The organism is Bradyrhizobium sp. Pha-3, from assembly GCF_042258615.1.
Lineage (GTDB): Bacteria > Pseudomonadota > Alphaproteobacteria > Rhizobiales > Xanthobacteraceae > Bradyrhizobium.
This window is the reverse complement of record NZ_CP170152.1, coordinates 4,291,811-4,317,933: the sequence shown is the minus strand read 5'-3', so window position 1 is coordinate 4,317,933 and position 26,123 is coordinate 4,291,811. Positions and strand designations below refer to the sequence as shown.

The following is a 26,123-nucleotide window of genomic DNA, read 5'->3' as shown; positions in this document are numbered from 1 at the left end:
GCACACCTGTGTTTTGAGTTTGAAGCCGCGCCGCGATCAGCGGCGGCGGCCTCCCCTGAGCTTCGACTTCCTGATCAGCCCTTCATACTGATGCGCGAGCAGATAGCCCTGCACCTGCGACACCGTATCCATCGTCACACTGACGACGATCAGGAGTGAAGTGCCACCAAAGTAGAACGGGACCGAGGCGTAGGAAATCAGAATTTCAGGAATCAGGCAGACGATCGCGAGATAGATCGCGCCGAGCACCGTGATACGCGACAGCACGTAGTCGATGTACTCGGCGGTGCGCTCACCGGGCCGGATGCCCGGGATGAAGCCGCCATGCTTCTTCAGATTGTCCGCGGTCTCGGTCGGGTTGAACACGATCGCGGTGTAGAAGAAGGCGAAGAACACGATCAGCGCGAGATACATCAGCAGGAACAGCGGACGGCCGTGGCTGAGCTGGGTGGTGAGCCACTGGAACCACTCCGGCCCCTTGCCGGCGTTGAAGTTCGCAACCGTGGTCGGCAGCAGCAGCAGCGACGAGGCAAAGATCGGCGGAATCACGCCCGAGGTGTTGAGCTTGAGCGGCAGATGCGAGGACTGGCCCTCGAACATCTTGTTGCCGACCTGGCGCTTCGGATACTGGATCAGCAGCCGGCGCTGCGCACGCTCCATGAACACGATGAAGGCGATCACGGCGACCGCCATCACGATGACGATCAGGATCAGGCCGGTCGACATCGCGCCCTGGCGGCCGAGTTCCAGCATGTTGGCGAGCGCCGACGGCAGCTCGGCGACGATGCCGGACAGGATGATCAGCGAGATACCGTTGCCGATGCCGCGCGAGGTGATCTGCTCGCCGAGCCACATCAGGAACATGGTGCCGCCGGTCAGCGTGATCGCGGTCGAGATCCGGAAGAACATGCCGGGGTCGCTGACGACATTGCCGGCGCCTTCGAGGCCGATCGCGATACCGTAGGACTGGAACAACGCCAGGATCACCGTCAGATAGCGGGTGTACTGGTTTAGCGTCTTGCGGCCCGCCTCGCCTTCCTTCTTGAGCGCCTCGAGCTGCGGCGACACGGTGGTCAGCAGCTGGACGATGATCGATGCCGAAATGTACGGCATGATGTTCAGCGCGAAGATCGCCATGCGGTGGATGCCGCCGCCGGCGAACATGTTGAACATGCCGAGGATGCCGCCGGACTGGCTGCGGAACACCTGCTCCCAGATGTTGGGATCGATGCCCGGCAGCGGGATGTAGGTGCCCAGCCGATAAACAAGCAGCGCACCCAGGGTGAACCAGATGCGCTTCTTCAGCTCGTCGGCTTTCGCCAGCTGTCCGAAATTGAGGTTTGCGGCAAGTTGTTCGGCTGCTGAGACCATGTTCGGCTTTCTCCCGGAGCCCGCTTCGCCGACGCCCCCCAAGAAACTCGTTCCCCCGGGGCCGTCGGCAGACACCGGACATTATCTGGTGCTCGGCCTCGATAAGTCCATCATTCGATCTGCGGATTGCCCGCGCAGGCCGCGGGCAATGACGCAGATGTTACGCCGCCTCGCCTTCGTCCTTGGCGGGGGCCAGGATCTTGACCGAGCCGCCGGCCTTCTCGACCGCGGCAATGGCCGACTTGGAGGCGCCGTGCGCCTCGATGGTCAGCTTGGTCTTGATCTCGCCGCGGCCGAGCAGCCGCAGGCCGTCCTTGGCGCGGCGCAGCACGCCGGCTTTCACCAGCGACTCGACGTTCACCGTCGCGCTCGCATCGACCAGCTTGTTGTCGATCGCTTCCTGCAGACGGTCGAGATTGATCTCGGCGAAGTCGAGCCGGAAGATGTTGTTGAAGCCGCGCTTCGGCAGACGGCGATGCATCGGCATCTGGCCGCCTTCGAAACCCTTGATGCGGACGCCCGAACGCGCGGTCTGGCCCTTGCCGCCGCGGCCCGAGGTCTTGCCCTTGCCGGAACCGATGCCACGGCCGACACGCATGCGCTTCTTGCGCGAGCCGGCGTTGTCGGCGATATCGCTGAGCTTCATCGCCCTTCTCCTTATCTCTGCTTACTCGCCGACGACGCGGACGAGATGCTGAACCTTGCTGATCATGCCGCGAACTTCAGGGGTGTCCTGCAGCTCGGCAACCCGGCCGATCTTGTTGAGCTTGAGGCCGATCAGCGTCGAACGCTGCGAGTGATGGCGGCGGATTGCGCTGCCGGTCTGCTCGACCTTGATCGTCTTGCTGGCCTTGGCCATCGTCTTGAACTCCAGAAAGCGCTGGTCGCGCGGGTTATTCCGCCACCACTTCGGCGTCGCCGCCGACGCGGCGCGACTGCAGGGTGGAGACCTTGATGTTGCGGCGCGCAGCCACCGAGCGCGGCGAATCCTGATGCTTCAGCGCGTCGAAGGTTGCGCGAACCATGTTGTAGGGATTCGACGAGCCGATCGACTTCGCCACCACGTCCTGGATGCCGAGCGTCTCGAACACCGCGCGCATCGGGCCGCCGGCGATGATGCCGGTACCGGCCGGAGCGGCGCGCAGATAGACGCGGCCGGCGCCGTGACGGCCGGCGATGTCGTGATGCAGCGTGCGGCCTTCGCGCAGCGCGACCCGCGTCAGGTTGCGCTTCGCCGATTCGGTCGCCTTGCGGATCGCTTCCGGAACTTCGCGCGCCTTGCCGTGGCCGAAACCGACCCGGCCCTTCTGATCGCCGATCACGACCAGCGCCGCAAAGCCGAAGCGCTTGCCGCCCTTGACGACCTTCGCCACGCGATTGATGTGGACGAGCTTGTCGACGAACTCGCTGTCGCGCTCCTCGCGATCCCTGCTCCGTTCGCGTCCGCCGCGTTCGCGTTCACCTGCCATGGTGTTTTCCAATCTCTAGGAGGCCTTACGCCTCTATCCTGGTAATCGTAAAGTTTAGAAGCTCAATCCGCCTTCGCGCGCCGCATCCGCGAGCGCCTTGACGCGCCCGTGATAGATGTAGGCGCCGCGATCGAACACAACTTCCTTGACACCCTTCTGCGCCGCGCGTTCCGCCAGCAGCTTGCCGACGGCCTTCGCCGCATCGATGTCGGCGCCGGTCTTGCCGGCGTCGCGCAGGTTCTTCTCCAGCGACGAGGCGGACGCGAGCGTCTCGCCCTTCTGGTCGTCGATGACCTGGGCGTAGATGTGCTTGGACGAGCGGAACACCGACAGCCGCGGACGGCCGCCTGCCGAGCGGCGAAGCGCAAGGCGGACGCGCTGCTTGCGCCGGGCATTCGTAACCTTGAGTGACATGACCGGCTCCGTTACTTCTTCTTGCCTTCCTTGCGGAAGATGAATTCGTTGGCGTACTTCACGCCCTTGCCCTTGTAGGGCTCCGGCGGACGGTAGGCGCGGATCTCGGCGGCGACCTGGCCGACGCGCTGCGGATCGTTGCCGGTGATCGTGATCTCGGTCGGCTTCGGCACCGCGATGGTGATGCCTTCCGGGATCGCGTAGACCACGTCGTGGCTGTAGCCGAGCGCGAGCTGCAGGTTCTTGCCCTGCATCGCGGCGCGGTAGCCGACGCCGGTGATCTCGAGCTTCTTCTCGAAGCCCTTGGTGACGCCCTCGACGAGGTTGGCGACCTGCGCGCGCGCGGTGCCGTACATCGCCTGCGCGCGGTTGGTCTTGACGCGCGGAGCGACCTTGACCTGGCCGTTCTCGAACTTCACCTCGACGTCGTCATGCACGACGAACTGAAGCTGGCCCTTCGGCCCCTTCACCTTCACCGTCTGGCCCTCGACGCTTGCCGTCACACCCGACGGGATCGCCACCGGCCTTTTGCCGATACGTGACATCGTAAAATCCTTCCTCAGAACACCGTGAAGAGAACTTCGCCGCCCACGTTGGCGTCGCGCGCCTCGTGGTCAGCCATGATTCCCTTCGGCGTCGACAACACCGAAATGCCGAGACCGTTGTTCACGCGCGGCAGATTCTTCACCGAGGCGTAAACGCGGCGGCCCGGCTTCGACACCCGCTCGATCTCGCGGATGACGGGCTCGCCGTCGAAATACTTCAGCTCGATCTCGAGCTCGCTGCGGCCCGACGCATGCTCGACGCTGGCGTAGCCGCGGATGTAGCCCTCGGACTTCAGCACCTCGAGCACGTTGGCGCGCATCTTCGAGCCCGGGGTCGAAACCTTGGACTTCGAACGCATCTGCGCGTTGCGGATGCGGGTGATGAGATCGCTGATCGGATCGTGCGTAGACATTGTTCCGACCCTCCCTTACCAGCTCGACTTCACGAGGCCGGGAACCAGGCCCTTGGAGCCGAGTTCACGCAGCGCGATGCGCGAGAGCTTGTTCTTGCGATAGTTCGAGCGCGGACGCCCGGTCAGCTCGCAACGGTTGCGGATGCGCGTCGGCGACGAGTTGCGCGGCATCTCGGCGAGCTTCAGCGTCGCCGCGAAGCGCTCTTCCATCGGCTTGGTCTTGTCGGCGATGATCGCCTTCAGCTTCTCACGCTGAGGGGCGGCGTTCTTCGCCATCCGCTTGCGCCGGTTATTCTTCTCGATCGAACTCTTCTTTGCCATGCTTGGCTCCTGGGTATCCGCGTTTGAGTGGCTTTGCCTCAGCTACTCACTGCCGGAACGGGAAATTGAAAGCGGCCAACAAGGCACGCGCCTCGTCGTCGGTCTTCGCGGTGGTGCACACCGTGATGTCCATGCCACGCGCTTCCGAGACCTTGTCGAAGTCGATCTCGGGGAAAATGATGTGCTCCTTGATGCCGAGCGAATAGTTGCCGCGGCCGTCGAAGCTCTTCGGGTTCAGGCCGCGGAAGTCGCGGACGCGGGGCAGCGCCACGTTCACCAGGCGGTCGATGAACTCGTACATATGGGTCTTGCGCAGCGTGACCTTGCAGCCGATCGGCTGGTTCTCACGCAGCTTGAAGGTCGCGATCGCGATTCGCGAATAGGTCACGATCGCCTTCTGGCCGGCGATCTGGCTCAGCTCGGCAGCGGCGGTCTCGGCCTTCTTGCGGTCGTTGACGGAATCGCCGACGCCCATGTTGAGCACGACCTTGTCGAGACGCGGCACCTGCATCACGTTGGCATAACCGAACTTCTCGGTCATCATGCCGCGGATCTTCTTGTCATACTCCGCGCGCAGGCGCGGCGTGTAAGCTGTCTCAGCCATCGATCTCTGCTCCCGAGCTCTTGGCAACACGAACCTTCTTGCCATCGGCCTGAATCTTGAACCCAATGCGGGTCGGCTTTCCGTCCTTGCCGACATACGCAATGTTGGACAGGTCGATCGGCATCTCCTTGGAGATGATGCCGCCTTCCTGGGTCTGGCTCTGCTTCTGGTGACGCTTCACCATGTTGATGCCGCGAACGAGAGCCTTGTGCTCGTCCGGACGCACCTCGAACACCTCACCGGTGCGACCCTTGTCGCGCCCGGTGAGCACCATCACCTTGTCGCCCTTGCGGATCTTGGCAGCCATCACAGCACCTCCGGCGCGAGCGAAATGATCTTCATGTGGTTCTTGGCGCGCAGCTCGCGCGGCACCGGCCCGAAGATACGGGTGCCGACCGGCTCGGACTGATTGTTGATCAGCACGGCGGCGTTGCGGTCGAAACGGATGACCGAACCGTCGGCGCGGCGGATGTCCTTGCGGACCCGGACCACGACGGCCTTCATCACGTCGCCCTTCTTCACCTTGCCACGCGGAATGGCTTCCTTGATCGACACAACGATAACGTCGCCCACGGTGGCATAGCGGCGCTTGGAACCTCCAAGAACCTTGATGCACATGACACGGCGTGCGCCTGAATTATCGGCCACGTCGAGGTTGGTCTGCATCTGAATCATTGATGCACCTCGTCCTCTTTCTGCGCTTTAGCGCGCCCAAAATTTCCCTGAATGTCTTCGGCCAGGCCGAAGTAATCAGGCCGTTTTCTTGTGTTCGCCCCGGACCACGGTCCAGCGCTTCAGCTTCGAGATCGGCTTCGATTCCTCGATCCAGACCATGTCGCCCGGCTTGAACTGATTGTCCTCGTCGTGCGCGTGGTAGTTCTTGGAACGGCGGATCGTCTTCTTGTAGATCGGGTGGGTGAAGCGGCGATCGACGCGCACCACCACGGTCTTGGCTTGCTTGTCGCTCACGACCACGCCCTGCAGAGTACGTTTCGGCATAGCTGGCCCCTTACTTCTTCTTCGCGCGCAGCTGCGCGGCGATGGTCTTGATACGAGCGATATCGCGGCGGGCTTCCCGCATCCGCGACGTGTTCTCCAGCTGCCCGGTGGCGCGCTGGAAACGCAGGTTGAAGCGTTCCTTCTTCAGGTTAAGGACCGCGTCTTCCCGCTGGTCGTCGCTCATCGCGCGAATGTCTTCAACTTTCATCTCGGCCATGGCGATTACTCCGCAATGCGCGCAACGAAGCGCGTCTTGATCGGCAGCTTGGCGGCGGCGAGCGACAGCGCCTCCTTGGCGGTCTGCACCGGCACGCCGTCGATCTCGAACATCACACGGCCCGGCTTGATCCGGACCACCCACAATTCCGGCGCACCCTTGCCGGAGCCCATGCGGACTTCGGCGGGCTTCTTCGACACCGGCACGTCCGGGAACACCCGGATCCAGACGCGGCCGGCGCGCTTCATGTGACGGGTCAGCGCGCGGCGGGCGGCTTCGATCTGACGGGCGGTGACGCGCTCAGGCTCCATCGCCTTCAGGCCGAACTGGCCGAACGCCAACGTCGCGCCAGAGGTCGCAACGCCGTGGATACGGCCCTTATGCGCCTTCCGGAACTTCGTCTTCTTAGGTTGCATCATGGCTTTAAGCCCTCAAATTCCTGCTTTGCCTCAAGCGGCGTCGCGGCGCGAACGCGGCGTGTTGTCGCCCTCGGCCATCTTCTTGTCCTGGGCCATCGGATCGTGCTCGAGGATCTCGCCCTTGAAGATCCAGACCTTGACGCCGCAGGTGCCGAAGGTCGTGAACGCGGTGGCAACGCCGTAGTCGACGTCGGCGCGCAGCGTGTGCAGCGGCACGCGACCTTCGCGATACCACTCCATGCGCGCGATTTCGGCGCCGCCGAGACGGCCCGAGCAGTTGATGCGGATGCCCTCGGCACCGAGACGCATCGCCGACTGCACGGCGCGCTTCATGGCGCGGCGGAACGCCACGCGGCGCTCGAGCTGCTGGGCGATCGATTCAGCGACCAGGGTCGCGTCGAGCTCCGGCTTGCGGATTTCGACGATGTTGATCACGACGTCCGACGAGGTGATGTCGGCAACCTTCTTGCGCAGCTTGTCGATGTCGGCGCCCTTCTTCCCGATCACGACGCCCGGACGGGCCGAGTGGATCGTCACGCGGCACTTCTTGTGCGGGCGCTCGATCACGATGCGGGCGACGGCCGCCTGCTTGAGCTCCTTGTGCAGGATCTCGCGGATCTTGACGTCCTCGTGCAGCAGCTTGCCGTATTCCTGCTTGCCGGCGAACCAACGGGAGTCCCAGGTCCGGTTGATGCCGAGACGCAGCCCGATTGGATTGATCTTTTGACCCATCGTCTTCTCCTGCGCCCTTCTTAGGCGCTTGCCTCGGCCTCGACCTGACGAACCACGATGGTCAGGTGCGAGAACGGTTTGAACACACGGCCCGAACGGCCACGGCCGCGCGGAGCAAAACGCTTCATCACGATACCGTTGCCGACATGCGCCTCGGCAACGACGAGATCGTCGACATCGAGGTCATGGTTGTTCTCGGCGTTCGCGATCGCCGATTCCAGGCACTTCTTGACGTCGACCGCGATCCGCTTGCGCGAGAACTGCAGGTCGGCGAGCGCAGCCGAAGCCTTGCGGCCGCGGATCAGCTGCGCCACCAGGTTGAGCTTCTGCGGGCTGACGCGCAGCATGCGAGCGACGGCCTTGGCCTCATTGTCCGCGAGGCTACGTTCGCGCTTTGGTTTGCTCATCGTCTATTCCTCAAGCCTTCTTGGCTTTCTTGTCGCCCGAGTGGCCGTGGAAGGTCCGGGTCGGCGAGAACTCGCCGAACTTGTGACCCACCATTTCCTCGTTGATCGCCACCGGCACATGCTTCTGGCCGTTGTAGACACCGAAGGTCAGGCCGACGAACTGCGGCAGGATGGTGGAGCGACGGCTCCAGATCTTGATGACGTCGTGACGGCCGGACGCGCGCGCGGCATCTGCCTTCTTGAGCAGAGAACCCTCGACGAACGGGCCTTTCCAGACTGAACGAACCATGTCCGGCGTTCCTTACTTCTTCCGCTTGTGGCGGCTGAGGAGAATGAATTTGTTGGTCGACTTGTTGGTGCGGGTCTTCTTGCCCTTGGTCGGCTTGCCCCACGGAGTAACCGGGTGACGACCGCCCGAGGTACGACCTTCACCACCGCCGTGCGGATGGTCGATCGGGTTCATGACGACGCCGCGGTTATGCGGACGCCAGCCGAGCCAGCGGGTACGACCGGCCTTGCCGATCGAGATGTTCATGTGATCCGGGTTCGAGACCGCGCCGATCGTGCCGCGGCAACGGCCGTGCACGAGACGCTGCTCGCCCGAGTTCAGGCGGACGATCACGTAGTCCTGGTCGCGGCCGACGATCTGGGCATAGGTACCGGCCGAGCGCGCCAGCTGGCCGCCCTTGCCGATCTTCAGCTCGATGTTGTGCACGATCGTGCCGACCGGCATGTTGCCGAGCGGCATGACGTTGCCCGGCTTCACGTCGACATAGTTGCCGGCGACGACGGTGTCGCCCGCCGCCAGGCGCTGCGGCGCCAGGATGTAGGCCAGCTCGCCGTCCTGATACTTGATCAGCGCGATGAACGCGGTGCGGTTCGGATCGTACTCCAGCCGCTCCACGACCGCCGGCATGTCCACCTTGTCGCGGCGGAAGTCGACGGTGCGGTAGGCCTTCTTGTGGCCGCCGCCGCGGAAGCGCACGGTGATGCGACCGGTGTTGTTGCGACCGCCATTGCCGAGCTTGCCCTCGGTCAGGGTCTTCACCGGCTTGCCCTTGTAGAGCGCCGAACGATCGACCATGACCAGCTGGCGCTGGCCCGGCGTCGTGGGATTGTAGGTTTTCAATGCCATCGTCGTTGCGCCTTATAGTCCGGTAGTCACGTCGATGCGGTGGCCCTCTTCAAGGGTCACGATCGCGCGCTTGGTGTCCGACTGCGAGCCGAGATTGCCGCGGAACACCTTGGTCTTGCCCTTGCGGACGAGGGTGTTGACGCTCTTCACCTTGACGTCGAACAGCTTCTCGACCGCTTCCTTGATCTGCGGCTTGGTCGCCTTGCCGGCGACCTTGAACAGCACCTTGTTGTGCTCGGAGGCGAGCGTCGCCTTTTCCGTCACGACCGGCGAGATGATGACGTCGTAGTGGCGCGGATCGATGTTCTTCATTTGAAGCGCGCCTCCAGCGCATCAACCGCAGCCTTGGTCAGCACCAGCTTGTGGCGGCGGAGAATGTCGTAGACGTTGATGCCCTGGATCGGCAGCACGTCGATGTTCGGGATGTTGCGGGCCGCGGTCGCGAAACCGTTGTTCAGCTCGGCGCCGTCGATGATCAGCGCGTTGGTCAGGCCGAGGCCCGAGAAGTGACCGAGCAGCGCCTTGGTCTTGGCAGCCTCGAGCTGCGCATTGTCGATCACGATCAGCCCGCCGTCCTTGGCCTTGGCCGACAGCGCATGCTTCAGCGCGAGCGCGCGCACCTTCTTCGGCAGGTCGGTCGCATGGGAGCGAACCACCGGACCGAAGGCACGGCCACCGCCGCGGAACTGCGGCACGCGAGCCGAGCCGTGACGGGCGCCGCCGGTGCCCTTCTGCTTGTACATCTTCTTGCCGGTGCGCCAGATCTCGGCGCGACCTTTCGCCTTGTGGGTGCCGGCCTGGCGCTTGTTGAGCTGCCACTGCACGCAGCGCTGGATGATATCCTTGCGCGGCTCGAGACCGAAGATCTCGTCCGACAGCTGGACCGAACCAGCTTCCTTGCCTTCAAGGGTGGTGACTTTCAGTTCCATCTCACACACCCTCCTTCTCGGCCACAGCCTCGGCTGCTTCACCGCCGGCGACCTTGAACTTGCCGGGCTTCGGGGCTTCCTTCGGCAGCGGCTTCTTGACCGCGTCGCGCACCGAGATCCAGCCGCCCTTGGAGCCGGGAACGGCGCCTTCGACGAGGATCAGGCCGCGCTCGACGTCGGTCGAAACCACGCGCAGGTTGAGCGTGGTGATGCGGTCGACGCCCATGTGACCGGGCATCTTCTTGTTCTTGAAGGTCTTGCCGGGGTCCTGACGGCCACCGGTCGAACCGATCGAACGGTGCGAGACCGACACGCCGTGGGTGGCGCGCAGACCGCCGAAATTCCAGCGCTTCATGCCGCCGGCGAAACCCTTACCGATCGAGGTGCCGGTCACGTCGACAAACTGGCCGACCACGAAATGGTCCGCCTGGATTTCCGCGCCGACCGGGATCAGCGCGTCCTCGGACACGCGGAACTCAGCAACCTTGCGCTTCGGCTCGACCTTGGCGACCGCGAACTGGCCGCGTTCGGCCTTCGGCATGTACACCGTCTTGCGGGCGCCCGAGCCGAGCTGAAGAGCGACATAGCCGTTCTTCTCGGTCGTGCGGTGGCCCAGCACCTGGCAGTTGCCCAACTTCAGCACGGTCACAGGGATGTGCTCGCCGGTCTCCGTAAAGACCCGCGTCATCCCGACCTTCTGTGCGATCACTCCGGAGCGCATCGGCGTGCTTCCTGTCTTTCTGTCCGCAAGCGGCGGACGTAAAAATCCAAAACCTTAGAGCTTGATCTCGACGTCGACACCGGCGGCCAGGTCGAGCTTCATCAGCGCATCGACGGTTTGCGGGGTCGGGTCGACAATGTCGAGGAGGCGCTTGTGAGTGCGCATCTCGAATTGCTCGCGGCTCTTCTTGTCAACGTGCGGCGAACGGTTGACGGTGAACTTCTCGATGCGGGTCGGCAGCGGAATCGGTCCGCGAACCTGCGCACCGGTGCGCTTCGCCGTGTTCACGATCTCACGGGTCGACGTATCGAGGATTCGATGGTCGAACGCCTTGAGACGGATGCGAATGTTTTGGCCGTTCATTGCCGTATCTCTTTCTTCGTCGCTCAATTAGCGAATAACGAGTGGTGAGCGGCGGGTGGGCGAACCCACCCGCTGCAAACTGACTGATCCACCCTTACTCGATGATGGCGGCGACGACGCCGGCGCCGACGGTGCGGCCACCTTCGCGGATCGCGAAGCGCAGCTTCTCTTCCATCGCGATCGGCACGATCAGGTGCACTTCCATCGCGATGTTGTCGCCCGGCATCACCATCTCGGTGCCTTCGGGCAGGTGCACAACGCCGGTCACGTCGGTGGTGCGGAAGTAGAACTGCGGACGGTAGTTGGTGAAGAACGGGGTGTGACGACCGCCCTCTTCCTTGGTGAGGATGTACGCCTCAGCCTTGAACTTGGTGTGCGGCTTGACCGAACCGGGCTTGCACAGCACCTGGCCACGCTCGACTTCCTCGCGCTTGGTGCCGCGGAGCAGCGCACCGATGTTGTCGCCGGCCTGGCCCTGATCGAGCAGCTTGCGGAACATTTCGACGCCGGTGACGATGGTCTTCTGGGTGTCGCGGATACCGACGATCTCGATTTCCTCGCCGACCTTGATGATGCCGCGCTCGACACGGCCGGTGACGACGGTGCCACGGCCCGAGATCGAGAACACGTCTTCAACCGGCATCAGGAACGGCTGGTCGATCGGGCGCTCCGGCTGCGGGATGTACTCGTCGACATTGCGCATCAGCTCGAGGATGGCATCGTGGCCGAGCGTCTTGTCCTTGTCTTCGAGGGCGGCGAGCGCCGAGCCCTTGATGATCGGGATCTTGTCGCCCGGGAATTCGTACTTCGAGAGCAGCTCGCGGACCTCGAGTTCGACGAGCTCGAGCAGCTCCGGATCGTCGACCATGTCGCACTTGTTGAGGAACACGACGAGCGCGGGCACGCCGACCTGGCGGGCGAGCAGGATGTGCTCGCGGGTCTGCGGCATCGGGCCGTCAGCAGCCGACACGACCAGGATCGCGCCGTCCATCTGGGCGGCACCGGTGATCATGTTCTTGACGTAGTCGGCGTGGCCGGGACAATCGACGTGGGCATAGTGACGGTTCTTCGTCTCGTACTCGACGTGAGCGGTCGAGATCGTGATGCCGCGCGCCTTCTCTTCCGGCGCCTTGTCGATCTGGTCGTAGGCGGTGAACGTCGCGCCGCCGGTCTCTGCAAGCACCTTGGTGATCGCTGCGGTCAGCGAGGTCTTGCCATGGTCGACGTGACCGATGGTGCCGATGTTGCAGTGGGGCTTGTTACGCTCGAATTTTGCTTTGGCCATTTGACTCTCCGTTCAGTCGTCAGTTGCTAACCAACGACAATCAAGCAAACTTTTTCTGGACTTCAGCCGACACGTTCGCCGGAGCTTCGGCGTAGTGATCGAACTGCATTGTGAAGGTCGCGCGCCCCTGGCTCATCGAGCGCAGGTTGTTCACGTAACCGAACATGTTCATGAGCGGCACCATCGCGTTGATGACGTTGGCGTTGCCGCGCATGTCTTGGCCCTGGATCTGGCCGCGCCGGGAATTCAGGTCGCCGATGACCGAACCGGTGTAGTCTTCCGGGGTCACCACCTCGACCTTCATGATCGGCTCGAGCAGAACGGACTTGCCCTTCGTCAGCGCCTCGCGGAACGCGGCCCGCGACGCAATTTCGAACGCCAGTGCCGACGAGTCGACGTCGTGATACTTGCCGTCGACCAGCTGCACCTTGACGTCCACCACCGGGAAGCCGGCGACGACGCCGGAGCCCATCACGCTGTTGAGGCCCTTTTCGACGCCGGGGATGTATTCCTTCGGCACCGCGCCGCCGACGATCTTCGATTCGAACTCGTAGCCCTTGCCGGGCTCGTTCGGCTCGACGACGATCGACACTTCGGCGAACTGACCGGTACCGCCGGTCTGCTTCTTGTGCGTGTACTTGACTTCGGCCTTCTTGGTGACACGCTCGCGGAACGCCACCTGCGGCGCGCCGATGTTGGCATCGACCTTGTAGGTGCGCTTGAGAATGTCGACCTTGATGTCGAGATGGAGTTCGCCCATGCCCTTCAGAATGGTCTGGCCGGACTCCTGGTCGGTCGACACGCGGAACGACGGATCTTCCGCGGCGAGCTTGGCAAGCGCCACGCCGAGCTTTTCCTGGTCGGCCTTCGACTTCGGCTCGATCGCGATCTCGATCACCGGCTCCGGGAATTCCATCTTCTCGAGGATCACCGGCTTGTCGGGATCGCACAGCGTGTCACCGGTGCGCGCTTCCTTCAGGCCAGCCAGCGCGACGATGTCGCCGGCATAGGCTTCCTTGATGTCTTCGCGGTTGTTCGCATGCATCAGCAGCATGCGGCCGATACGCTCTTTCTTCTCGCGGGTCGAGTTCACCACGCCGGTGCCCGACTGCAGGACGCCGGAATAGATGCGGCAGAACGTGATGGTGCCGACGAAAGGATCGTCCATGATCTTGAACGCGAGCAGCGCCAGCGGCTCCTTGTCGTCCGCCTTGCGCACGACTTCGTTGCCGTCATCATCGACGCCCTTGATCGCGGGCACGTCGATCGGCGACGGCAGGTAGTCGACGACGGCGTCGAGCAGCGGCTGCACACCCTTGTTCTTGAACGCCGAGCCACACAGCACCGGATAGAACGCACCGGTCAGCACGGCCTTGCGGATCAGACGCTTCAGGGTCGCCTCGTCCGGCTCCTTGCCATCGAGGAAGGCAGCCAGGGCATCGTCATCGAGTTCGACGGCGGCTTCCACCATCTTCTCGCGATATTCCTTGGCCTGCTCGACCATGTCTTCCGGGATGTCGACATAGTCGAACTTGGCGCCGAGCGATTCGTCGTTCCAGACGATGCCCTTCATGACAACCAGGTCGACGAGACCCTTGAAGTTGTTCTCGGCACCGATCGGAAGCTGGATCGCGATCGGCTTGGCGCCGAGGCGGTCGACGATGTCGGACAGGCACTTGAAGAAGTCGGCGCCGGTCTTGTCCATCTTGTTGGCGAAGACGATGCGCGGAACCTTGTACTTGTCGCCCTGGCGCCAGACGGTCTCGGTCTGCGGCTCGACGCCCTGGTTGGAGTCGAGAACGCAAACGGCGCCGTCGAGCACGCGCAGCGAACGCTCGACTTCAATGGTGAAGTCGACGTGGCCGGGGGTGTCGATGATGTTCAGGCGCTTGCCGTTCCAGAACGCGGTGGTCGCAGCCGAGGTGATCGTGATGCCACGCTCCTGCTCCTGCTCCATCCAGTCCATCGTCGCGGCACCTTCGTGCACTTCGCCGATCTTGTGGCTCTTGCCGGTGTAATAGAGGATGCGCTCGGTGGTCGTGGTCTTGCCGGCATCGATATGCGCCATGATACCGAAGTTGCGGTAGTTCTCTATGGCATGAACGCGAGGCATAGGCTGTTCCTTAAATTCCGTGTTTCGCCGTTACCAGCGATAGTGCGAGAAGGCACGGTTGGCTTCCGCCATCCGATGCACGTCTTCACGCTTCTTGACGGCGTTGCCGCGATTGTTCGAGGCGTCGAGCAGCTCGGCCGAGAGACGCTCGGTCATGGTCTTCTCGTTGCGCTCACGGGCGGCCGAGATCAGCCAGCGGATACCGAGCGCCTGACGGCGCACCGAGCGGACCTCCACCGGCACCTGGTAGGTCGCACCGCCGACGCGGCGGGAGCGAACCTCGATGGTCGGCATCACGTTCTCAAGCGCCTGCTCGAACACGCCGAGCGGGGGCTGCTTGGTCTTGGCCTCGATCATGCCGAGCGCACCGTAGACGATGTTTTCGGCGACCGACTTCTTCCCGGCGTACATCACCGAGTTCATGAACTTCGTAATGATGATGTTCCCGAACTTCGGATCCGGAAGAACTTCACGCTTCTCAGCAGAATGGCGACGCGACATCTGATCGTTTCCCGCTTACTTCGGACGCTTCGCGCCGTACTTCGAACGACGCTGCTTACGGTTCTTGACGCCCTGGGTATCCAGCACGCCACGGAGGATGTGGTAGCGCACGCCGGGCAAGTCCTTGACGCGGCCGCCGCGGATCATGACCACCGAGTGCTCCTGCAGGTTATGGCCTTCACCCGGGATGTAGCCGATCACCTCGAAGCCATTGGTCAGGCGCACCTTGGCGACCTTACGAAGCGCCGAGTTCGGCTTCTTCGGGGTCGTGGTGTAGACGCGCGTGCACACGCCGCGCTTCTGCGGCGACTGCTGCAGCGCCGGCACCTTCTTGCGCGACTTCTGCACTTCACGTGGTTTTGCGATCAGCTGGTTGATCGTCGGCATGCAGCCTTCACCCTTTAGTTCGCGCGAAAGCCTTGAATGGCTCCGCAAATTTCTTCTCAGGACTAGCCGTCCCGTACGGCCCGCTCGACACGGAACAAACAACCGCGCAAAGCGAAATCGCGCCAACCACTCATCACTGAGCGGAAAGCGCATCGACGCCACAGAGGACCGCGATCCCGAACCGTTCAGCGTTCGCTGTTCGGTCCGCCACCGAGGTCATGCATCCGAATTCACTCTCAAGAGGACGTGCTCAAGAGAACCAAAATCGTCCTGGCATTGCCTAGCTATCATCGACAGCGTTTGAGCGGCATTCGTCGAGGTTGGTGCCCGTCCGGCGCCTGAAAAAGGGCCTTCGGGTGTTCCGTTCCGACGCTGGCGTAGCTCACCGCCTGTCGTTAAGTGAGCGCGTTGTATAAGCGAGAGATAGTGAAGTCAAGCAAAACGACAAGCAAAGAAACGCCTCTGGCGCTTGCATATTTCGCATTTCGCGGCGCTGGTCGGGCGACGAAATGTGACAGCCTGCACGCCTCCGCTCGCCCCCAATCCGAATCTCGGGCCCGCCAGCGGAATCACATTATGTCCGGGTAAAATATGATTAGAAACAATTCTCCCCAACTTGGACCTGAAGTCGAAATTCGAAACTAAGCCTTTATTTGCCATTCGCAGCGCAAAAATTGCGGTCTACGGCCACGGAAAACGTCATGCGGTACACCGACATTGCGATCATCGGCGGAGGTCTTGCGGGCTCGACCGCGGCCGCCATGCTCGGCCGTACCGGGATACCGACCGTCCTGATCGACCCCCATCAGGTCTATCCGTTCGACTTCCGCGTCGAAAAGATCGGCGGCGACCTCCAGCTCGCGCGATTCGCCAAGACCGGCCTTGCCGAATCCGTGCTGCGCTCGGCGACGCTGGACGGCGAGAACTGGATCGCGCGATTCGGCCACCTGCTCGACCGGCAGCCAAGCCGGCAATACGGCATCATGTACGACGCGCTGATCACCGCGATTCGGGCCGAGATCGCCGGGCCGGCGGAATTCATCCGCGACAAGGTCGTCAATGTCGCGACCAGCTCCGAGCGGCAGCGGCTGGTGCTCTCGGGCGGCGAGGAGATCTCGGCGCGCCTCGTGGTGCTCGCCAATGGCCTGAATGTGGGGCTGCGCCGGATGCTCGGCATCGAGCGGCTGGTGACCAGCTTCTGCCATTCGATCTCGATCGGCTTCGATTTCGTCCCCGTTGGCCGCCCCGCCTTCCCGTTCGCGGCCATGACCTATTTCTCGGAGCGGCCGAGCGACCGCATCCCCTACATCACGCTGTTTCCGATCGGAAACCGGATGCGCGCCAACCTCTTCACCTACCGCCAGGCCGACGATCCGTGGCTGCGCGCGATGCGGCGCAATCCGGTCGAGACGCTGAATGCCGCGCTGCCGCGGCTGCGCCGGCTCACCGGCGAATTCGACGTCGCCGGTGACATCAAGATCAGGCCCGCCGACATCTATGTCAGCACCGGCTATCGGCAGGCCGGCGTCGTGCTGGTCGGCGACGCCTTCGCCAGCACCTGCCCCGTCACCGGCACCGGCACCGACAAGGTGTTCACCGACGTGTCCCAGCTCTGCAATGTCCACATCCCGGCCTGGCTTGCGACCGACGGCATGGGCGAGGAAAAGATCGCGGCGTTCTACGACGATCCGGTCAAGACGGAATGCGACGCCTGGTCGAACGCCAAGGCATTCAACTTCCGCGAGGTGTCGATCGGCAGCGGGCCCTACTGGCAGGCCCAGCGCTGGGCGCGCTTCCTCGGCCATCTCGGCCGGGGCTCGCTGCGCCGGCTGCATCGCCCGCAGGCGGCCTCAGCGGCACGGCCGGCCAATCGCTTCCGGCAACGTCCGCACGCAGCCGACAGGGCGTGAAGGCGTGATCAGCAGCAACGTTTTCGAGCGAAGTGAATACCGGGTCGCGTGAAGAAGACGCGCCAAGAAAGAATCTAGCGCCCGGCCATCGCCCGCGACGCGGCGCGGGACTCACGCCTCGTCTTCATCGTCTTCGTCCTCATCCTCGTCGTCTTCATCCTCGTCATCTTCATCATCGTCCGCGTCGTGATGGACATGCCCCTGGTCGTCCCACAGCTTGCGGTAGACGCCGTTCTTGGCCAGCAGCTCCTCGTGCGAGCCGCGTTCGATCGCCCTGCCGCCGGCGATCACGATGATCTCGTCCATCTCGACCACCGAGGTCAGGCGGTGGGTCGACCAGATCATGGTGCGGCCCTCGGCGACCTTGAGCAGCGTACGGTTGATCGCCGCTTCCGTGGTCTGGTCGAGCGCCGAGGTCGCCTCGTCGAGCAGCAGCACCGACGGGTTGCGGATGATCGCGCGCGCGATCGCGATGCGCTGGCGCTGGCCGCCCGACAGGGTGTCGCCGCGCTCGCCGACCGGCGTGTCGTAGCGCTGCGGCAGGCTCATGATGTAGCGATGGATCTCGGCCTTCTTCGCGGCGTCCTCGACCTCGGCGTCGCTGGCCCCTTCCTTGCCGAGCCGGATGTTCTCCCGGATCGACATGTTGAACAGCATGTTCTCCTGGAACACGACCGCCATGTTGGCCCGCAGCGACTCGCGCGTCACCCGGCGGATGTCGACGCCGTCGATGGCGACGCGGCCCTCGTCAGGCACGTAGAGCCGCAGGATCAGGTTGATCAACGTGCTCTTGCCGGAGCCGCTGGGACCGACGATCGCAATGCTCTTGCCGGCATTGAGCTTGAGGCTGAGATTGTCGAGCACCGGCGTCTGCGCCCCCTCATACTGGAAGGTGACGCGGTCGAACGAGATGTCGTTGGTGATGCGCGGCAGATCCGGCGCACCGGGACGGTCGGCGCCGCGGGTCGGCTCGTCGAGCAGTTCCTGGATGTGCCGCACCGCCGCCGCCGACTGGATCGACACCGGAATGAAATGCATGAGATGGGCGATGTTGTACGACACCTCCCAGAATGCGCTCTCGAAGGTCACGAAGGTGCCGACCGTGATCTGCCCCTTGGTGGCGAGATAGGCGCCGATCGCCAGCACCACGAGGTGGAGCAGCAGCACCGAGATGGTGACGGTGCGCTCCACCATGGTCGACAGGAACATCGCTGACGCGGCCCTGGCCCGGACGTCGCGGTTGCGCATCGTGAACCAGCCGAGCGCGCGGCGCTGCAGGTTGAACGCCTTCACCACCGCCTGGGCGGCGACGTTCTCCTGCACCATTCCGAGCAGCGCCGCCTCGTTCTGCTTCTGCTCGTAATTGGCCTGCACCGCCTTCGGCGTCAGGATGCGCGGCCCGATCAGGGTGATCGGAAACACCAGCAGGGCGACCACGGCCAGCTGCCAGTTCAGGAACAGCATCAGGATGATGCCGGCGATCAGCTCGAAGCCAGGCAGCGCCGCACTGTTGGCGAAGGTCTTGATCGAGCCCTCGAAGGCCGACAGATCGATCGAGAAGCGCGACAGGATCTCGCCGCGCTTGGTGCGCGCGAAATAGGCCGACGGCAGGTTCTGGACGTGGTCGAAGATGCGGGTCCGGACGTCGGCGATGATGCCCGCGCCAAGCCGCGCATCCCAGCGCTCGTACCAGACCGCGATGATCGAGGTGACGATGCCGGCAACCGCGAGCACGCCAAGGATCTTGTAAAGGGCCTGGAAATCCTCCTCGCCGAGCGCGTCGTCGATCAGGAATTTCAGGCTGAGCGGCATGATGACGTTGAACAACGTCTCGACCAGCACGCCGACGGCGACGAAAGCGAGCGGCTTCTTGTAGTTGGTCAGGATCGGTTTGACGAAGCCGAAGATCGTCGAGAGCGCGCCGGCGGCTTCCTTGGCGGTGAAGACGACGAGGTCCTCGTCATCATCGTCGTCGAGCTCGAACTCGTCGTCCTCGTCCTCATCATCTTCGTCGTCGGCCGGCGCAGCGGCCGGCTTGGCGGAGGCCGGCTTGGCGGGGGCGGTTGCCGCAGGCGGACCGGCCGCGGCCGCAGACTTTTTCTTCAGCTCGGGATCGTCGGCTGCCGATCGTTTCGGATCGTCTGATGCAGGAGGTCTTGGCGCCATGAAACCAACCGATGCTCCACGGCCGGCATGACCGCAAATCGAAACCGCAGCGGCGAATGCTGCTGGTACAATCCTATGCGATCACAATGAATTCGGCAAAGCGTTTGCAACGGCGCGGTGCGCGGCCCCGTGGATTCGGGATCACGGCACGGTCGCCATTTGACGTTGGTTGGCGCGGGGCCGCTCGCCTTGCGCAAGAAAAACCTCGCGCCGGTGCCGCTAGTCGTCGTGATCCGCCTCGACCTTGTCGAAGAAGGAATAGCGCAGGCTGTCGGAGTCGGCGTACCAGTGCCCCGGCCCCTTGTTGGCGGCAAGCGTCAACGTCCACAGCGCATCGGTACAGTCGCGGCGGTGCATCGACAGGTCGAAGCCGTTGCCGAAGAACAATTCCGACCATTCCCACCAGGTGCCGAGCTTCTTCACGCCGCGCAGCAGGTCGTACCGATCGATCACCGCCGGCGCCATGTCCGAGGTCACCGACGCGAACACGACGCCGGTCTTGACCACGCGGTTGAGCTCGCGCACCCCGCGCACCACCTGCTTCTCGCCGAGATGGCACAGCGAGGTCTCGAACACGAAGTCGAACTCATTGTCCTTGAACGGCATGTCGGCGATCGAGCCGAGCTTGTTGTACTTCTTGAGCGCCTTCGGCGTCTTGCCGTGGATGTAGCGGTTGTTCTCGATGCCCCAGGCATCGATGCCGCGTTCGCGCAGCGCGCCGACCAGCTCGCCGCTGGCGGAGCCGGCGATCAGGAGCTTGTAGCCCTTCGCCCTGCCCCACACCGTCTTGATCAGGTCGGTCAGATAGGCCGGGTCGGTGAAGTTCCGCCAGGCTTCGCTGTAGGGACCGGCGCCGCGATAGTTCTCGAAATAGTTGCGGTCGATCTTGTCGGACAGCGCGCCTTCGTCCTGCGCGCGGGCGCGGCGCAGCCGCATCATCTCGGTGACGATGATGTCGGTCGCGGCATCGGAGGAATCGAGCAGCCCGTTCAGGGTCGAATCGAACAGATAGTCGCCGACCACCACGATGCCGGGGTGCTCCTTCGGATCGGGACGATGGTTGGTCATGACGTCGCGCACCGGCAGGCCGCCCGGCAACGCGTTGACCGACGACAGCCAGCGATGGGTCTTGCCCTCGAGGAAATGCGCACGCGCATCGCCGAGCGAGGCCGGCAGCGACTTCAGCGCGGCGTCGATCAGTTCCTCGTCGCTGAGATTGGCGAAGGCGAGCGCGTCGGAGCCGGCGATCAGCCAGTTCAGCACGCCGTGCTTGCCGACGTCGTGGCGTGCGCCCTCATTGTAGACGCAGCAGCCGCCGAACGCTTCCGACATGAACCAGGCGCCCGGGATCTTCTCGCCCCAGAACGGCTCGTCGAACAGGATCGAGACGCGCAGATAGTGCGCCGGACGATCGAAATAGGCGACGTGCTTGACCATCGACTTGCGCAGCTGTTCGCCGTCCCAGCGCATGGTCGCGAGCCAGGAGTGCGGCAGGCAGACCAGCACGAGGTCGAAGTCGCGCGTCTCCGGCCCCTTGCCGTTCATCATGTTGAGCTGGTAGCGGCCGGCAGCGGTCTTGCCGACCTTGAGCACGCGATGGTTGAGCTGGATGTCGGCGCTGACTTCCGAGCGCAGGCAATCGATCAGCTGCTCGTTGCCGTTCTGGATCGAATACAGGCCGATATAGCCGTCGACATCCATCACGTAGTTCTTCAGCGCGTTGAGGCCGTTGGTGTTGTGGCTCTCGGTCGCGAGGTCGGAGCGCGCCATCACCTTGAAGAACCGCTTGGCGGTCACGTCCTCGACCTCTTCGTCGAGGATCTGCTCGGCGGTCTTGTAGGCCCACGGATGCTCGTTGTCGTGGGCGCCGACGCCCTCGTAATACTCGATCGGCGACACCAGCTCGCTGCAGCGCTTGCGGAACGCCTCGATCGCGGCCGCGGTCTTGGCGCCGTATTTGCGGCGCATGCCGGGAACGTCGGCCAGCAGTTCGCCGTCGAGCTGCACCTGCTCGGCATCCATCGGGATCGTCTGCAGGCCGAAATGCTGGATCAGCTCGCGCAGCGGGTCGGGTCCCGTCATCGAGTAATCGTAGATCTCGGCGACGCCGGCCTCGTACATCGCAGGCGCGCTGTCGAATTTGCGCGTGACGATCTTGCCCCCGAGGCGGTTCGACGCCTCGAAGATGGTGATGCGGCAGAGGTCGCCGAGTTTGCGCTTCAGGTACCAGGCGCTCATCAGCCCCCCGGGGCCGCCGCCTACAATCGCCAAGTCGAGCATATCGATTCCGTCGTCTCCGGCACGAGCCAAACAGCCGGTCTAAGTCACCCTAGCAAAGGCACTTTTTTGCCTGAAGGGAAGATGAACAAACTGCGTCCCCGCACCGCAGCAAGGCAAGAAAGCAGCAAAAAGGCCGGCAGAACGCCGGCCTTCTCGTCGCACCCGTAGTCTTGCGGATGCCTATTCCGCGGGCGGTAGCGCCAGCGGCTCCGCTTCCGGAGCCGTCGGCACGATCGCCGCCTGCTGCTTCTCGCGCTCGTCGAGGATCAGCTTGTCGCGCTTGACCGCGACTTCACGAATCCGCGCCATCGAGGCGCCGGTGCCGGCCGGGATCAGGCGGCCGACAATGACGTTCTCCTTGAGGCCTTCGAGCGGGTCCACCTTGCCGTTGACGGCAGCTTCGGTGAGCACGCGCGTGGTCTCCTGGAACGACGCCGCCGAGAAGAAGGAGCGGGTCTGCAAGCTCGCCTTGGTGATGCCGAGCAGAACCGGCGTCCCCGTGGCGGGCTTCTTGCCCTCCTCCTTGGCCTTGGTGTTGAGCGCGTCGAACTCGATCTTGTCGACCTGCTCGCCCGAGATCATGTCGGTGTCGCCCTGGTCGGTGACTTCGACCTTCTGCAGCATCTGACGGACAATCACCTCGATGTGCTTGTCGTTGATGAGCACGCCCTGCAACCGGTAGACCTCCTGGATTTCGTTGACCAGATAGGCAGCGAGTTCCTCGATGCCCTTGATCGCCAGGATGTCGTGCGGCGCCGGGTTGCCTTCGACGATGAAATCGCCCTTTTCGACGATGTCGCCGTCCTGAAGGTGGATGTGCTTGCCCTTCGGGATCAGGTACTCGCGCGGCTCCTCGGTCTTGTCCATCGGCTCGATCGAGATGCGGCGCTTGTTCTTGTAGTCGCGGCCGAAGCGGATCGTTCCCGCGGTCTCCGCGATGATCGCCGCATCCTTCGGCTTGCGAGCCTCGAACAGTTCCGCCACCCGCGGCAAACCGCCGGTGATGTCACGCGTCTTGGCGCTCTCGGTCGAGATACGCGCCAGGATGTCGCCGGGCATCACCTTCGCGCCGATGTCGACCGACAGAATGGCGTCGACCGACAGCATGTAGCGGGCATCGCCGCCACGCGCGAGCTTCATCACCTTGCCGTCCTTGCCCTTGACCACGATGGCCGGACGCAGGTCCGAACCGCCGCGCGTCGTGCGCCAGTCGATGACCACGCGCTTGGCGATACCGGTCGACTCGTCGAGCGTTTCCGAGATCGACTGGCCTTCGACCAGATCCTCGAAACCGATCGTGCCCTCGACTTCGGTGAGCACCGGGCGGGTGTAGGGATCCCACTCCGCGATGCGCTGGCCGCGCTTGACCATGTCGCCTTCGTCGACGTGCATCTTCGAACCGTACTGAATACGGTGGGTTGCACGCTCGGTACCGTCGGCATCGACGATCGCAACGACCATGTTGCGCACCATCGCGACCAGATTGCCTTCGCTGTTGCGGGCGATGGCCTTGTTCCGGATCACGATCTTGCCGTCGAAGTTCGATTCGACGAACGACTGCTCGTTGAGCTGGGCGGCGCCGCCGATGTGGAACGTGCGCATCGTCAGCTGCGTGCCGGGCTCACCGATCGACTGCGCCGCGATGACGCCGACGGCCTCACCGTGGTTGACCGGGGTGCCACGGGCCAGATCGCGGCCGTAGCACTTGGCGCAGATGCCGTTGATCAGCTCGCAGGTCAGCGCCGAGCGGATCTTCACTTCCTGGATGCCGGCCTGCTGGATCGCGTCGACATGGGTCTCCTCCATCAACGTGTCGCGCTTGACGACAATCTCGTTGGTGGCGGGATCGCGCACGTCATCGCAGGCCGTACGGCCCAGGATGCGCGAGCCAAGCGAGGCAACGACCGTGCCGGCATCGACGATGGCGCGCATCTTGATGCCGAGCTTGGTGCCGCAATCGGTCTGCGTGATGATGCAGTCCTGCGCGACGTCGACCAGACGGCGGGTCAGGTAACCGGAGTTCGCGGTCTTCAACGCGGTGTCCGCGAGGCCCTTGCGGGCGCCGTGGGTCGAGTTGAAGTATTCGAGCACCGACAGACCTTCCTTGAAGTTGGAAATGATCGGCGTCTCGATGATCTCGCCCGACGGCTTGGCCATCAGGCCGCGCATGCCGGCGAGCTGGCGCATCTGGGCCGGCGAACCACGCGCACCGGAGTGCGCCATCATGTAGATCGAGTTGATGTCGGCATCCGCGCCCGCCGCCGTCTTCTTGGTGGACGAGATCTCCTTCATCATCGCCTTGGCGACTTCTTCACCAGCCTTCGACCAGGCGTCGACGACCTTGTTGTACTTCTCGCCATGGGTGATCAGGCCGTCATTGTACTGCTGCTCGAAATCCTTCGCCAGCGTACGGGTCTGGTCCACGATCTTCCACTTCGACGCCGGCACGACCATGTCGTCCTTGCCGAACGAGATGCCCGCCTTGAAGGCGTTGTAGAAGCCGAGCGCCATGATGCGGTCGCAGAAGATCACCGTCTCCTTCTGACCGCAGTGACGGTAGACCTGGTCGATCACGCCGGAGATCTCGCGCTTGGTCATCAGCTTGTTGATGATGTCGTACGAAATCTTGGTGCTCTTCGGCAGCAGGTTGCCGAGCATGACGCGGCCCGCGGTGGTTTCGATCCACCGCTTGGACATCTTGCCTTCCTCGTCGAGGCCTTCCCACCGGTACTTGATCTTGGTGTGGAGGTGGATGACCTTCGAATGCAGCGCGTGCTCGAGCTCGGCCATGTCGCCGAAGATCTTGCCCTCGCCGGGCAGGCCTTCGCGCATGATCGAGACGTAGTAGAGGCCGAGCACGATGTCCTGCGACGGCACGATGATCGGCTGGCCGTTCGCGGGATGCAGGATGTTGTTGGTCGACATCATCAGGACGCGCGCTTCCAGCTGCGCTTCCAGCGACAGCGGGACGTGCACGGCCATCTGGTCGCCGTCGAAGTCGGCGTTGAAGGCGGCGCAAACCAGCGGATGCAGCTGGATCGCCTTGCCTTCGATCAGCACCGGCTCGAACGCCTGGATGCCCAGGCGATGCAGCGTCGGCGCGCGGTTGAGCAGCACCGGATGCTCGCGGATCACCTCATCGAGGATATCCCAGACCTCCGGACGCTCCTTCTCGACCAGCTTCTTGGCCTGCTTCACCGTGGTGGACAGGCCCTTGGCGTCGAGCCGCGAGTAGATGAACGGCTTGAACAGTTCGAGCGCCATCTTCTTCGGCAGGCCGCACTGATGCAGGCGCAGCTCGGGACCGACCACGATCACCGAACGGCCCGAATAGTCGACGCGCTTGCCGAGCAGGTTCTGACGGAACCGGCCCTGCTTGCCCTTCAGCATGTCGGCGAGCGACTTCAACGGACGCTTGTTGGCGCCGGTGATGACGCGGCCGCGGCGGCCGTTGTCGAACAGCGCGTCGACGGCCTCCTGCAGCATGCGCTTTTCGTTGCGGATGATGATGTCGGGCGCACGCAGCTCCATCAGCCGCTTCAAGCGGTTGTTGCGGTTGATGACGCGGCGATACAGGTCGTTGAGGTCCGAGGTCGCGAACCGGCCGCCGTCGAGCGGCACCAGCGGACGCAGGTCCGGCGGGATCACCGGCACGACCGTCATGATCATCCATTCCGGCTTGTTGCCGGAGACGCGGAAGGCCTCGACGATCTTCAGACGCTTGGCGAGCTTCTTGTGCTTGATGTCGGAGTCGGTCTCCGCCATGTCGGCACGCAGCGTCGCCTCGAGCTTTTCGAGCTCGAGCCCCTTCAGCAACTCGCGGATCGCTTCCGCGCCGATCATGGCGGTGAAGGAATCCTGGCCGTATTCGTCCTGCGCCTTCAGATACTCGTCTTCCGACAGCAGCTGACGGTCCTTCAGCGCGGTCAGGCCGGGCTCGAGAACGACGTAGTATTCGAAGTACAGGATCCGCTCGAGATCCTTCAGCGTCATGTCGAGCAGAAGGCCGATGCGCGACGGCAGCGACTTCAGGAACCAGATGTGGGCGACCGGCGCCGCCAGCTCGATATGGCCCATGCGCTCGCGCCGGACGCGCGACAGCGTCACCTCGACCGAGCACTTCTCGCAGATGATGCCCTTGTACTTCATCCGCTTGTACTTGCCGCACAGGCACTCGTAGTCCTTGATCGGCCCGAAGATGCGCGCGCAGAACAGGCCGTCACGCTCCGGCTTGAAGGTACGGTAGTTGATGGTCTCCGGCTTCTTGATCTCGCCGTAGGACCAGGACAGAATCTTCTCCGGAGACGCGATCGAAATCCGGATCTGGTCGAAGACCTGGGCCGGCGTCGTCGGATTGAAAAGATTCATAATCTCTTGATTCATGGTCTTCTCCTCGCGTGCCGATCGTCACCGGCAGCAAAT

General features: G+C 63.5%; 30 protein-coding genes. 1 reads left to right on the top strand and 29 read right to left on the bottom strand.

All coding sequences use genetic code 11. From position 1 onward, the window contains the following. Positions 1 to 36: 36 nt before the first annotated feature. From secY to rpsL, 26 genes are all read right to left on the bottom strand, one after another. Positions 37 to 1,371, bottom strand: a complete 1,335-nt coding sequence (gene secY / locus ACE10Z_RS20410; protein ID WP_021081647.1) for a preprotein translocase subunit SecY — start codon at positions 1,369 to 1,371, stop codon at positions 37 to 39. A gap of 160 nt (positions 1,372 to 1,531) precedes the next feature. Then, a complete protein-coding gene (gene rplO, locus ACE10Z_RS20405; protein WP_176530648.1) occupies positions 1,532 to 2,017 on the bottom strand; it encodes a 50S ribosomal protein L15 in 486 nt (161 codons plus the stop codon). 21 nt (positions 2,018 to 2,038) lie between these two features. Further along, entirely contained in the window at positions 2,039 to 2,230 is a 192-nt protein-coding gene (gene rpmD / locus ACE10Z_RS20400) for a 50S ribosomal protein L30 (RefSeq protein WP_024578582.1), read from the bottom strand. A gap of 34 nt (positions 2,231 to 2,264) precedes the next feature. Further along, entirely contained in the window at positions 2,265 to 2,840 is a 576-nt protein-coding gene (gene rpsE, locus ACE10Z_RS20395) for a 30S ribosomal protein S5 (RefSeq protein WP_028349043.1), read from the bottom strand. Between the two features lie 54 nt (positions 2,841 to 2,894). Further along, positions 2,895 to 3,254, bottom strand: a complete 360-nt coding sequence (rplR, locus tag ACE10Z_RS20390; RefSeq protein WP_029081760.1) for a 50S ribosomal protein L18 — start codon at positions 3,252 to 3,254, stop codon at positions 2,895 to 2,897. A gap of 11 nt (positions 3,255 to 3,265) precedes the next feature. Further along, positions 3,266 to 3,799: a 50S ribosomal protein L6 gene (rplF, locus tag ACE10Z_RS20385; protein ID WP_092114986.1), complete on the bottom strand. Its 534-nt coding sequence runs from the start codon at positions 3,797 to 3,799 to the stop codon at positions 3,266 to 3,268. Positions 3,800 to 3,813: 14 nt separating this feature from the next. Beyond that, a complete protein-coding gene (rpsH, locus tag ACE10Z_RS20380) occupies positions 3,814 to 4,212 on the bottom strand; it encodes a 30S ribosomal protein S8 (protein WP_029081761.1) in 399 nt (132 codons plus the stop codon). A gap of 15 nt (positions 4,213 to 4,227) precedes the next feature. Beyond that, positions 4,228 to 4,533: a 30S ribosomal protein S14 gene (gene rpsN / locus ACE10Z_RS20375; RefSeq protein WP_029081762.1), complete on the bottom strand. Its 306-nt coding sequence runs from the start codon at positions 4,531 to 4,533 to the stop codon at positions 4,228 to 4,230. 46 nt (positions 4,534 to 4,579) lie between these two features. Beyond that, positions 4,580 to 5,137, bottom strand: a complete 558-nt coding sequence (gene rplE / locus ACE10Z_RS20370; RefSeq protein ID WP_173637156.1) for a 50S ribosomal protein L5 — start codon at positions 5,135 to 5,137, stop codon at positions 4,580 to 4,582. Continuing rightward, entirely contained in the window at positions 5,130 to 5,444 is a 315-nt protein-coding gene (rplX, locus tag ACE10Z_RS20365; protein WP_375789484.1) for a 50S ribosomal protein L24, read from the bottom strand. The genes rplE and rplX overlap by 8 nt, the downstream gene beginning before the upstream one ends. Continuing rightward, positions 5,444 to 5,812: a 50S ribosomal protein L14 gene (gene rplN / locus ACE10Z_RS20360; protein WP_011473865.1), complete on the bottom strand. Its 369-nt coding sequence runs from the start codon at positions 5,810 to 5,812 to the stop codon at positions 5,444 to 5,446. The genes rplX and rplN overlap by 1 nt, the downstream gene beginning before the upstream one ends. 75 nt (positions 5,813 to 5,887) lie before the next feature. Then, the gene (gene rpsQ, locus ACE10Z_RS20355) at positions 5,888 to 6,136 is read right to left on the bottom strand and encodes a 30S ribosomal protein S17 (protein WP_092114991.1); all 249 of its coding nucleotides are present in this window, start codon (positions 6,134 to 6,136) and stop codon (positions 5,888 to 5,890) included. Positions 6,137 to 6,146: 10 nt separating this feature from the next. After that, on the bottom strand, positions 6,147 to 6,353 hold the full coding sequence (gene rpmC, locus ACE10Z_RS20350) for a 50S ribosomal protein L29 (protein WP_021081654.1): 207 nt from the start codon (positions 6,351 to 6,353) through the stop codon (positions 6,147 to 6,149). 5 nt (positions 6,354 to 6,358) lie between these two features. After that, positions 6,359 to 6,772, bottom strand: coding sequence for a 50S ribosomal protein L16 (gene rplP / locus ACE10Z_RS20345; RefSeq protein WP_016843752.1), 414 nt, complete (start codon positions 6,770 to 6,772; stop codon positions 6,359 to 6,361). A gap of 30 nt (positions 6,773 to 6,802) precedes the next feature. Continuing rightward, positions 6,803 to 7,504: a 30S ribosomal protein S3 gene (rpsC, locus tag ACE10Z_RS20340; protein ID WP_018272135.1), complete on the bottom strand. Its 702-nt coding sequence runs from the start codon at positions 7,502 to 7,504 to the stop codon at positions 6,803 to 6,805. 20 nt (positions 7,505 to 7,524) lie between these two features. Then, a complete protein-coding gene (gene rplV / locus ACE10Z_RS20335) occupies positions 7,525 to 7,911 on the bottom strand; it encodes a 50S ribosomal protein L22 (RefSeq protein ID WP_018272136.1) in 387 nt (128 codons plus the stop codon). A 10-nt stretch (positions 7,912 to 7,921) separates the two neighbouring features. Beyond that, positions 7,922 to 8,200 (bottom strand): 30S ribosomal protein S19, encoded by a 279-nt coding sequence (gene rpsS / locus ACE10Z_RS20330; RefSeq protein ID WP_018272137.1) that lies wholly within the window; start codon positions 8,198 to 8,200, stop codon positions 7,922 to 7,924. Positions 8,201 to 8,212: 12 nt separating this feature from the next. Next, positions 8,213 to 9,046: a 50S ribosomal protein L2 gene (rplB, locus tag ACE10Z_RS20325; RefSeq protein WP_021081655.1), complete on the bottom strand. Its 834-nt coding sequence runs from the start codon at positions 9,044 to 9,046 to the stop codon at positions 8,213 to 8,215. Between the two features lie 12 nt (positions 9,047 to 9,058). Beyond that, entirely contained in the window at positions 9,059 to 9,358 is a 300-nt protein-coding gene (locus ACE10Z_RS20320) for a 50S ribosomal protein L23 (protein WP_016843746.1), read from the bottom strand. Next, positions 9,355 to 9,975 carry a 50S ribosomal protein L4 gene (gene rplD, locus ACE10Z_RS20315; protein WP_375789483.1) on the bottom strand — a complete coding sequence of 207 codons (621 nt, stop codon included), beginning with the start codon at positions 9,973 to 9,975 and terminating at the stop codon, positions 9,355 to 9,357. The genes ACE10Z_RS20320 and rplD overlap by 4 nt, the downstream gene beginning before the upstream one ends. A 1-nt stretch (position 9,976) precedes the next feature. Further along, positions 9,977 to 10,696: a 50S ribosomal protein L3 gene (gene rplC / locus ACE10Z_RS20310; protein ID WP_029081772.1), complete on the bottom strand. Its 720-nt coding sequence runs from the start codon at positions 10,694 to 10,696 to the stop codon at positions 9,977 to 9,979. 54 nt (positions 10,697 to 10,750) lie between these two features. Further along, on the bottom strand, positions 10,751 to 11,059 hold the full coding sequence (gene rpsJ, locus ACE10Z_RS20305; RefSeq protein ID WP_002712302.1) for a 30S ribosomal protein S10: 309 nt from the start codon (positions 11,057 to 11,059) through the stop codon (positions 10,751 to 10,753). 94 nt (positions 11,060 to 11,153) lie between these two features. Beyond that, entirely contained in the window at positions 11,154 to 12,344 is a 1,191-nt protein-coding gene (tuf, locus tag ACE10Z_RS20300) for an elongation factor Tu (protein ID WP_212309666.1), read from the bottom strand. 40 nt (positions 12,345 to 12,384) lie between these two features. Next, positions 12,385 to 14,457 (bottom strand): elongation factor G, encoded by a 2,073-nt coding sequence (gene fusA, locus ACE10Z_RS20295; RefSeq protein ID WP_375789482.1) that lies wholly within the window; start codon positions 14,455 to 14,457, stop codon positions 12,385 to 12,387. Between the two features lie 30 nt (positions 14,458 to 14,487). After that, positions 14,488 to 14,958: a 30S ribosomal protein S7 gene (gene rpsG / locus ACE10Z_RS20290; RefSeq protein WP_021081660.1), complete on the bottom strand. Its 471-nt coding sequence runs from the start codon at positions 14,956 to 14,958 to the stop codon at positions 14,488 to 14,490. 15 nt (positions 14,959 to 14,973) lie between these two features. Next, positions 14,974 to 15,345 (bottom strand): 30S ribosomal protein S12, encoded by a 372-nt coding sequence (rpsL, locus tag ACE10Z_RS20285; RefSeq protein ID WP_028168167.1) that lies wholly within the window; start codon positions 15,343 to 15,345, stop codon positions 14,974 to 14,976. Between the two features lie 701 nt (positions 15,346 to 16,046). Between rpsL and ACE10Z_RS20280 the strand changes: the two genes are divergently transcribed. Further along, entirely contained in the window at positions 16,047 to 17,255 is a 1,209-nt protein-coding gene (locus ACE10Z_RS20280; protein ID WP_375789481.1) for an FAD-dependent oxidoreductase, read from the top strand. Between the two features lie 111 nt (positions 17,256 to 17,366). On the opposite strand, the gene ACE10Z_RS20275 is transcribed toward ACE10Z_RS20280, so the two are convergent. The 3 genes from ACE10Z_RS20275 to rpoC form a co-directional block, all read right to left on the bottom strand. Further along, on the bottom strand, positions 17,367 to 19,421 hold the full coding sequence (locus tag ACE10Z_RS20275) for an ABC transporter ATP-binding protein (protein ID WP_375789480.1): 2,055 nt from the start codon (positions 19,419 to 19,421) through the stop codon (positions 17,367 to 17,369). Between the two features lie 219 nt (positions 19,422 to 19,640). Beyond that, a complete protein-coding gene (locus tag ACE10Z_RS20270; protein WP_375789479.1) occupies positions 19,641 to 21,701 on the bottom strand; it encodes an FAD-dependent oxidoreductase in 2,061 nt (686 codons plus the stop codon). Positions 21,702 to 21,881: 180 nt separating this feature from the next. Then, positions 21,882 to 26,084, bottom strand: a complete 4,203-nt coding sequence (gene rpoC / locus ACE10Z_RS20265) for a DNA-directed RNA polymerase subunit beta' (protein ID WP_176530640.1) — start codon at positions 26,082 to 26,084, stop codon at positions 21,882 to 21,884. Between the last annotated feature and the right edge of the window lie 39 nt (positions 26,085 to 26,123).